Here is a 9,436-nt window from a genome sequence, read left to right as displayed (position 1 = left end):
TCGAGCACGATCTCCACCTTGGTCGCCGAGCGACCCTCGTCACCCTCGGAGAGCTGCGGAACCGAGACGAAATTGGTCGACACGCCGTTTCCGGTCCGCACCACGACGGCGTTGCCAAAGTCGCCGTTACCGCCGATCACCGGTATGCCGCCGTTGCTCCACTGGTACTTCTCCGACGCCCCGCCGAAGTGGACCTCCCACTTCTCGCCGGGAGCAGCCCGGGCGTTCAGCTCGCGCTGCAACTCGTCCGCCCCACCTCGGAAGACCTCCTGCAAGGTGGCGACGTCAACCTTGCCGTCGATGATGCGTTGGGCGAGCGCGCCGAAGTCGCCGTCGTCGGTACCCGGCTTGCGGTCCCAGATGTTGTTGCCGCCGCCGCCCTGCTGGATGTTGTAGTTGAGCATCCGCAGGGTCCGGGAGGACCATTTTCCGTCCCTGCCCTTCAGCTCACGGAGAGCCTGGTTGAAGACTAGGGCTTGGGCCCCGAGTTCCTGGTTGACCCGGCCGCGGATCTCGTTGGCGACCTGAACCGCTCCGTCGACCAGCTTCTTCTCCTGCTCGTCGGCGGGATAGAAGGTGAGCTGCCCACCCGCCCCGTCAGACCGGATACTCGCCAGCTTCCGCCGCTCGGCGGCCAGCAACTCCTGGTTGTGCCGCAGCACCTGGGCGCACTCGCCCAGCGCCCGGGCGACCTTTCCGGCCAACTCGGAACAGTCGTCGAGGTCGGCGACGAGCTTGCGCCGATGCTGGTCGTACCGCTCGGCGGTCTCACCGGCCCACGCCTCCGATCCGATCACCCGATTCGCCGCGCCGCTGATCGTGTCGGCGGCCCATGTCAATTGCTTGACCTGCGACTTCCAGGTAGCGGCAAGGCTCTCCAATGCGGCCGGGTCGGCCTTGAGGTCCCAGAGATTGGCGACGTTTCCCATGCCCAGACCATACTGAATTCGGTGCCGGGTCCCCAGGCTTCGAGGAGCCGACCGAGCGGGTCGTACCGGGCCTCGCTGACCCTCCCGTTGGGGTCGGTGGTCTTGACCGCGTGGGCGCGGCCCGGGTCCAGCTCCTGGGTCTGCTGGTGCCCGAGCGAGTTCTCCTCGGTGACGCTGAACGCCTGACCGACGTCCGGGGTGTAAGTGATCTTGGAAACCCGGCCGTCGGGGTCGGTGCGTGACGTGACCCGGCCGATCGCGTCGAACTCGGTAACGCCCTCGGACTGGAAACCGGAGCCGTCGGCCTTCAACGACCAGGTCTGGCTGGCGAGCCCGCGGGCCGCGGCGACGGGACCGACGCCGTACGCCTGCCCGTCGTAGGCGACCTGGCCGGCCCCACTCAACGTCGTCAGATCGTCGAAGGTGGTGGCGGCACAGGTCGTCGCGCTGCTACGGGTCTGCTCGGTCAGACCGATGACGTTCTTGTCGGTGTTGTGGTGGTACTTGACGAAGGTGCGGCTCAACGACGTCTTCCAGACCGCTCACGCGGAATTCCGCCACCGGCTCAGCGAGCCCCGCTACGCCGGCTGACCGCCGGAGGGCCGGTGCGGTACCCAGGCCATGGGCGCACGAGGACACCAGCCTCGACCTCGCCATGATGACACGTACTGTTCTCGGATGGGCGTGTGTCGGTACCTGCTCGCGCCGGGCGATTGGTCACGGCGTCCGCGTGGGCTCGGCCGGGCGGCTGCTGGTGTTGTAGGCGTCCTTCGCGGCGACCACGGCCGGCTGGATGTGTTCGGGGTCGACGCCGTGCACGTTGAGTGGTGGGTGCAGGCGCCGGACGAGTTCGGCCTCGATGGTCGCCGGCTGCGCGTCCTCGGCCCAGGTGAGGCGCAGGTGCGTGTACATCCATGCGGTCAGGCGTGCCTCGTCCTCGGGGACCAGGACAACGCGGTCGGTCCAGGTCGTCCGGTAACCCTCGGATGTGAGGAGCCCGGCCAGTGTGCGGCGCAGCGTCGAACTGCCCGAGCGCCGGAGATGGTTGCGCAGGATCCGGCCGCGCAGACTGGTCGCCCGACCGAGGTAGAGCAGCCGTAGCGACGGGACGTTCCCGTTCGGCGGGCCGGGGAGGTCGGGAAGGGTCGAAGGAGCGGCCCACCAGGCGTAGACACCGCTGCCGCGGCTGAGTCCTTTGACGGCGACGTCGAGTCCGACTGGCGTGCCGGACAGCAGACGCAGGGCTTCCGTGGCGCGGGCCTCGTCGGTGCGGACGTCGTTGGGTCGCATTTCGGGAGTGTTCATCGGGACGATGCTAGGCGTCCCGTCCGGTCGTGTCGGTGCCGCTGGAACTGCTGGGTTAGCCGGATGATTCTGCGGCACCGCGATCGGCGACTACGGATAGTGACAGACCGACCAGCAGACCGCGCATTGTCTGCGGCAGGTCCGGACGTCGACTATGACAGTAGGTCGGTCACGAGGCGTGATGACTCCGGGCTGGAGGTGCGCACGGGTGGCGGCATGTCCGTATACGTGATCATGACGCTGATCTCTGTCTTGGTCAGCATGAGCTGCCAGTCTTCGCGGCGAAGCCGCTCCGCGCGGTCTGATGCCCCACCCAGGCCGCTCCACCTCAGCGTCCCCGCTTAGTAGCGCGGATGGCGAGCAGCAAGAGGGCAACCAACCCGACCACGCCGGCCATGGCCAGCCCACCCCCTAACCAGGCCTGGCGCGCGCCCCACAAGCCCGGCTTGCGGTCCGGCCGCTCGGCGGCTGGCACCGTGGCCAAGATCTGATCCACCCGGTCCTGGATCTGGCGTTGCTCGGCGCTCGACAGCCCATCGCCGCCGAGCCCTTCGGCCAAGGCCAGCACCTGCTCGTTCTGTGCGTCGACGAAGCCGGGCAGGTCGTTTCTGGCGTATCCCCCGACGACTCCCGCATACCCTGGTCGGCAGCTCAGCGGCTTTCCGTCGGTCACGTCGAGGTGCAACTGCCGCGCGCCACCGCATTCATCGCCGGGGCGTTTGAACTGGACCACGTACACGCGATCCGCCGCGCGCTGGTCGAAGAACCCAGCAAGTGCGCTTACGCCACCGAACGCGACGAGCCCGACCGAAACGATGGCCACGAGGCAAGCCAGCAACAGACGCAAGGAACCCCCAAATCCAAGCGATTCTATGCCATTAATGCGCCACGGAAGTCCGTTACTGCTCTCGACTTGTCCAGGATGCCTGCCGGCCTTGACGACCGACACGGACCGTGACGGCTCAGGGTCGTCAGCGCGTACGGTCAGCGGCAGGTACGCGCAGGTGATCAAGCGGTCTGGTCTCCCTCCCGGAGCCATCGCCGGATCGCTGAGAATCCGCTTCGGTCGTCTCATGTACGGGTCGACATGATGCACCAGCGCGCCCGCCCCGGGCGGCCGACCTGCATGGCAGGCCGGCGACTGTCCGGCGCGAACGCCGCCGTCCACGCTGACCATAAGCTGAACTGAGACCCGGAGCTGTCCGCTACGAGCCGCACGAGACGCCGTCGAGCGCAGCGACGGCAGGGCCCGCCGAAGGTCCTCGAGGTCGGCTACGGTGTCGGCGGCGGTGCCGAGGTCGCGGGTCGCGCTGGTCGTCGTTGCGAGTCCATTGCTGCACCTGGGGATGTCGTCGTTGATCGGGGTCGTTCGAGCCGGTTCGGTAAGGTCCAGCGCCGGCCAACCAGCCGCCGGTCCAGGCCGGCAGGGTGGCCGGGGTGTGGCGATCCGTGCTTCTACAGTTCCCGTGTGAGCGCCTGGACCGGCGCGGACAACACCGCCCGTTCCGGCCACGATAGGCGCGGCCGGCCGACCTGCCGTCGGGGCACCGCCACCTCGTGACGCAGCGCCAACGGTGCAGACGTGGTGCCGGAGGAATTTCCCGGACCTGACAACCGATCACGACGTCGGCTGCGACAGGAGGGTGACGCCGGAGTTACCTGATCCGGAACTCGGACTGCCCGAGGAGGGCCACAATTGTCGGTTGACGAGGACCGGGAGTACTCCGACTACGTGTCGGCTGCTTTGGACCGATTGCGGCGGACCGCATTCCTACTGTGCGGAGACGTACACCGAGCTGACGACATCGTGCAGGCGACGCTCATCGCGGTGTACGCGCGTTGGTCGAAGGTGCGTGCCGCCGGCAACGTCGACGGATATGTACACCGCATCCTGATGCGCCGTTACATCGATGAACAGCGCAAGGGATGGGCTCGGGTCCTGCTGACCTGGCCGGCCACGGAGCGGGCTGCCAAGCCAGGGCGCGACCTGGAGGACGCCGACGCGATCGCGCAGGCCCTGAAGAGTCTGAGCCGCGGTCAGCGTGCCGTCCTCGTGCTGCGGTTTTTCTGCGACAAGTCCGTGGAGGAGACCGCGGCGATTCTCGGATGCTCGACCGGCACCGTCAAAAGTCAGACCGCACGCGGGCTGGCCGCGATGCGCAACCTCTTGAACGGTCAGTGGACCGCCGCTGGGACGAGGAGTGCGTGATGGACAGGGACGAGGTTACCGCGTCGGCCATCCGCGAGATGGGATCGCGGGTGCTGTTGCCGCCGACACGGCTGGCGGTGGCCGACCTTATCAGCGCTGGTCGCCGGCTGCGGCGCCGCCGCCAGGTGGCGGTGGGCGGTGCCGGGGCCCTCGGGCTGGCGCTGGTGGCGGTCGTCAGCGCGACCATCGTCGTGGAGCCCCGGGCGTCGGGCACGGACGGCTGGACGGCTGCCGGGTCGGGCACCCCGGGAGCGACCAGCCGGAGCTGCACGGTCGAGCGTCTGCCGCTCCCCGCCGGCACGGCAAGGTTCGACGTTACCGCGGGCTCGCCGAGTGGGGGCTCTCTGGTGGGAAACGCGTACTCGGACTCTGACGCCATCTCCCGGCCCTTGATCTGGGACGGTGCCACGGTCGAGACGCTGAGCATGGCCGTCCATTCGGCCGAGGCCGTGGCGGTCAACGACAGCGGTGTCGTCGTGGGCAGGGGCACCCGGGTAGGAGGCGTGACCTTCGGTTGGGCGCATCTGGACGGCCGGCTGGTGGAACTGCCGACCCCGGCCGGGTACGACTCGGCGGAGGCGACGGGGATCAACTCGCGTGGCGAGGCGGTCGGTATCGCCCTGGGCGAGAACCGCGCGTCGGTGGCTGTCGTGTGGCGAGTCCTCGATGGAAGGACCCAGGCGGATCGGCTGGCAGCACCCGGTTCCGCCCTCGCGTTCGGCATCTCGGACACCGGTGCCGTCGTCGGCGAACTCGAGGGCACGGGGGCGTACGTGTGGGATCCGGATGGCCGCGGACGGCAGCTGACGACTCCCTCCGAGGGCGGCAGGGCGAGGGGCGTACGCGGGGACTGGGTGTATGGCACCGTCACGTCGCAGACCCAGCACACCGCGGTTCCGCCCGTGATCAGCGGCTCCGAGAGCCCGTCCACGGCGACCAATCCCTCACCTGGGGTGCTGTGGAATCTGCGCACCGGGCAGGCGACCGAGGTTAGCGATGGTGTGGTCGGTGCCGTCACCGGTACGGGCGAGGCCGTGGTCAACGACGCCGGCAGGGCAAAGATCCGGGGCGCCGACGGGGAGTCGCACCCGCTGCCGGGCCTGAGCGAGGGCGGCCGGAGCAGCGCCACCGCGATCAGCGACAACGGTTCGCTGATCGCCGGTACCGCCACGGATGACAAGGGAACCCGCCACCCGGTTCGCTGGCGCTGCTGAGTCGGCCCGGACGCCCGGCGACCGGTCGAGTGCGGCCGATCCGGCGTGGCCGGGGGCACGTCGCGCCAGTGACTGGCCGCGTCGGGCGGCGATGCCCCGGGCCGACCTGGACGACACGAGGAATCAACCAAACCGCAAGGAGAAACGATGTCAAGGCTCAGACAACGTCAGCCCCTACCCGGCAGGGCCGCCGGCGGTCTCCTCACCGCAGCGCTCGTTGCGGGTGTGGGGCTGGTCGCGGTGCCTTCCGCCTGGGCAGCAACGCCGCGGACGGCGGTCCGGACGGCCGGTGCGGCGGCGACCACCGAGGCGCCTCAACGGTCGGCGGAGTCGCCGCGGACGGTGACGCTGGTCACCGGTGACCGGGTCACCGTCAGTGGCGCGGATCTCGGCAACGTTTCCGTCTCACGGGGCAGCGGACGTGACGGCGTGACGTTCCTGGTCAGCCGGGCCGACGGGCACCTGCGGGTGGTCCCGAGCGACGCGTTGACGCCGCTGCGGGCCGGACTGTTGGACAGCCGGCTGTTCGACGTGACCACACTGCTGGACTTCGGGTACGACGACCGCCGCTCCGACCTGCCGTTGATCGTGACGTACGCCGAGGGCGCGAAGGGCGACACCGCCCGGTCCGGTACGGCGGCGGCAGGCGGTCGCGTCCTGCGCGCCCTGCCCGGCAGGGCAACCTTCGCCGTCAGGGCCGGCAGGCAGGACGGAACGACGGTGTGGCAGCGACTCACGACCGGCAAGAGGGGCACGAGCCGGCTCGCCGACGGCGTGGTCAGGGTGCGGCTGGACGGGAAGCTCAGGCCGGCACTGGACGTCAGCGTCCCGCAGATCGGCGCGCCGGCGGCCTGGCAGGCGGGCTACACCGGGAAGGGGGTGACGGTTGCCCTGCTCGACACCGGTGTGGACGCCGACCATCCGGACCTGTCCGGTCGGGTGTCGGCTGCGGAGAACTTCGTGGCGGACACCGAGGACGGCCGCGATCTGGACGGGCACGGCACCCATGTGGCCGCCACCATCGCGGGCAGCGGCGCGGCGTCGAACGGCAGGTACAAGGGAGTCGCACCCGAGGCACAACTGATCAGCGGCAAGGTCTGCGCCCTCGGTGGTTGTCCCGAGTCGGCGATCCTCGCCGGAATGTGGTGGGCGGCGGCGGAGCGCCACGCCAAGGTCGTCAACATGAGCCTGGGCGGCCGGGACACTCCGGAGGTTGATCCGATCGAGCAGGCGGTCCAGGACCTGACCGCGCAGTACGGCACCCTGTTCGTGGTCGCCGCTGGTAACGACGGCGGGGACGGCACGGTCCGCTCGCCGGCGACCGCCGACGCCGCCCTGGCGGTCGGCGCGGTCAACGCCGACGACACGCTCGCCGAGTTCTCCAACCGGGGACCGCGGGTCGGCGACTTCGCGGTCAAGCCGGACATCACCGCCCCGGGCGTCGACATCACGGCCGCCCGCAGCGCCGCCTCCGGCCTCGGCAATCCCGGGGACATGTACACCACCATGTCCGGTACCTCGATGGCCACCCCGCACGTCACCGGCTCGGCCGCCCTTCTCGTCCAGCAGCACCCCACCTGGTCGGGGTCGACCCTCAAGGCGGCGCTGATGGCGTCCGCCGCCCACCAGACCTCGACCTCCGTGTACGGCCAGGGCGCCGGCCGGGTCGACGTGGGGCGGGCGATCGGGCAGCAGGTCACCGCGAACCCGCCCAGCGCCGCCTTCGGTCGGCGGTCGTGGCCGCACGACGACGACCAGCCCGTCAGGCAGACCATCACATACCACAACGCGGGCGCGTCGCCGGTCGTGCTCGACCTCGCCGTGCAGGCCACCGGGCCGGACGGCGGGCCCGCACCGGCGGGCGTGTTCACCCTGGGTACGCCACGGCTGACCGTGCCGGCAGGTGGTGACGCGGAAACGACACTGACCGCTGACACCAGCGAGGGTGCCGCCGGTGACACCTTCGTCGGGTACGTGACCGCGACCGCCGCGGACCGGGTCGTCCGTACCCCGATCGCCGTCGCGTTGGAAGCCGAGAGCTACGACCTGACGCTCAACCACATCGACCGGGCCGGCGCGCCGAGCACCACGCAGGACACGATCGTGGTGCGGACCGACACGTTCGATTTCCACCCTGTCGCCAGTACGGACGGGACCGCCACCATCCGGCTGCCCAAGGGCCGGTACGCGGTGGCCAGCACCGTCCTCGGCGCCGACGGCACCAGCACCTTTCTGGTACAGCCGCCGTTCGCGTTCTCCGGAGACCGGACCATCGCGCTCGACGCGCGGCTGGGAAAGCCGATCACCGTCACCATCCCACAGCCGTCGGCAACCTCGGTACTTGCCGAGATGCAGACGACGATATCCGCCGACGGCGGCCGCGCATTCAGCGCAGGGATGATGGGCGACACGTTCCGTGGCATCTACAGCGCACAACTCGGCGGCGACGAGTCGGTGGACGGCGTCGTGACGAGGATCGGCAGCCAGTGGGCGGCCGTCGGGGCCGACGGCAGCACGCTCGACAGCCCGTACGCGTACCGGCTCGCCTGGTTCCACAAGGGGTTCGTCCCCACCGGCTTCAGCCGGAACGTCCGACCTGGCGACCTGGGCACGGTCCGGGCGACCTACGCCAGCGCCACCCCTGAGCTCCTCGGCCACCTGGCAGCCTTCCCGCGCCTTGACGGCTTGGAGAACATGGGCAGCGTCGCGCAGGAAATGGCCTTCCATCTGCCCGCCGTACGCACGGAGTACTACAGCACCGAGGGAGGCGTGCACTGGGGAAACCAGTTCCTGGAGTGGGACCGGAATTTCGAGCACCCCGCAGTCACCGTCCTGTCTGGTGCGGGCAGGTACCAGGCGGGCCGCGAGTACGCCGAGCGGTGGAACCGCGGCGTTCTGGCACCGTCGCTGCCCGACACGGTGGAGGCATACCGCCGCGCCGACACGATGCAGATCGAGATTCCGCTGTACTCCGACGACCCGAACCGGAGAGGCAGCTCGTACATCGCGACAGGCACCACGACACTGCTCCGCAACGGCGTCCAGGTAGACCAGACGCCAGAGCTGGAGGGCATGTTCACCGTCCCGCCGGACGACGCGAGCTACCAGGTGCGGATCGACGCGACCAGGCCCGCTCCGGCCGTGCTGGCCACCCGCACCAACGTCGAATGGTCGTTCCGCTCGAAGCACGTCCCGGGCGACACCCCGACGAAACTGCCACTGTCGGTGGTCCGCTACACCCCGGCCCTCGACGGGTTCAACGCGGCCCCGACCGGTGAGACCGTCCAGGTACCGGTCACGGTGCTCGCCACGCCAGGGTCCTCCGCGGGTCGGGTACGAACGCTGACGATCGACGTGTCGTACGACGACGGGAAGACATGGCAGCGCGCGCCTCTGGTCCGCTCCGGTGACAGCGGCGTCATCACGCTGCACCACCCGGAAACGGCCGGGTATGTGTCCCTGCGCGCCGCCGCCACGGACACCGCCGGCAACGCGGTACGCCAGACCACCGTCAGGGCATACCGCCTCACAGCCACCCGATGACCGGAGCGGAAGCGCCGCCATCGGGTACCCGCTGACAGCACGTCGTGAGTTGCCGGAGAACGCTCCGGCAACTCACGACGTGGCGCCCGAGAGCGCTACACCACAGGTCCGTATTATGGGTGGCGACACCAGCAGGAGCACCACCGTGCAGCAAATCCATGGCGATCATGACCGGCCGCTTGCGGCAACGGTCCACCCAGACGCCCGCCAGCAGCGATCCAGTCAGAGAATCGCTA

6 protein-coding genes and 1 pseudogene are annotated in these 9,436 nt (G+C 69.6%); 3 read left to right on the top strand and 4 right to left on the bottom strand.

Going from position 1 to position 9,436, the window contains the following annotated elements:
• From Pma05_RS41830 to Pma05_RS41815, 4 genes and pseudogenes are all read right to left on the bottom strand, one after another.
• Positions 1–929, bottom strand: a 929-nt coding sequence (locus Pma05_RS41830; protein ID WP_203863095.1) for a WXG100 family type VII secretion target, incomplete at its 3' end; no start/stop codon positions are given.
• 23 nt (positions 930–952) lie between these two features.
• Positions 953–1,450: pseudogene (locus Pma05_RS41825) on the bottom strand (hypothetical protein); the annotation flags it as partial.
• 196 nt (positions 1,451–1,646) lie between these two features.
• On the bottom strand, positions 1,647–2,234 hold the full coding sequence (locus Pma05_RS41820) for a GIY-YIG nuclease family protein (RefSeq protein ID WP_203863093.1): 588 nt from the start codon (positions 2,232–2,234) through the stop codon (positions 1,647–1,649).
• A gap of 328 nt (positions 2,235–2,562) precedes the next feature.
• Positions 2,563–3,081, bottom strand: a complete 519-nt coding sequence (locus Pma05_RS41815; RefSeq protein WP_203863092.1) for a hypothetical protein — start codon at positions 3,079–3,081, stop codon at positions 2,563–2,565.
• An 849-nt stretch (positions 3,082–3,930) separates the two neighbouring features.
• Between Pma05_RS41815 and Pma05_RS41810 the strand changes: the two genes are divergently transcribed.
• From Pma05_RS41810 to Pma05_RS41800, 3 genes are all read left to right on the top strand, one after another.
• Positions 3,931–4,443 (top strand): SigE family RNA polymerase sigma factor, encoded by a 513-nt coding sequence (locus Pma05_RS41810; protein ID WP_203863091.1) that lies wholly within the window; start codon positions 3,931–3,933, stop codon positions 4,441–4,443.
• Complete coding sequence (locus Pma05_RS41805; RefSeq protein WP_203863090.1) at positions 4,341–5,657, top strand: hypothetical protein; 1,317 nt, start codon at positions 4,341–4,343, stop codon at positions 5,655–5,657. The genes Pma05_RS41810 and Pma05_RS41805 overlap by 103 nt, the downstream gene beginning before the upstream one ends.
• Before the next feature lie 147 nt (positions 5,658–5,804).
• Entirely contained in the window at positions 5,805–9,200 is a 3,396-nt protein-coding gene (locus Pma05_RS41800; protein ID WP_203863089.1) for a S8 family serine peptidase, read from the top strand.
• The last annotated feature ends 236 nt before the right edge of the window (positions 9,201–9,436 follow it).

The sequence above is a fragment of the Plantactinospora mayteni genome (assembly GCF_016862935.1).
In the GTDB taxonomy this organism is placed as follows: Bacteria; Actinomycetota; Actinomycetes; order Mycobacteriales; family Micromonosporaceae; genus Plantactinospora; species Plantactinospora mayteni.
This window is presented reverse-complemented; position numbering and strand designations above follow the sequence as displayed.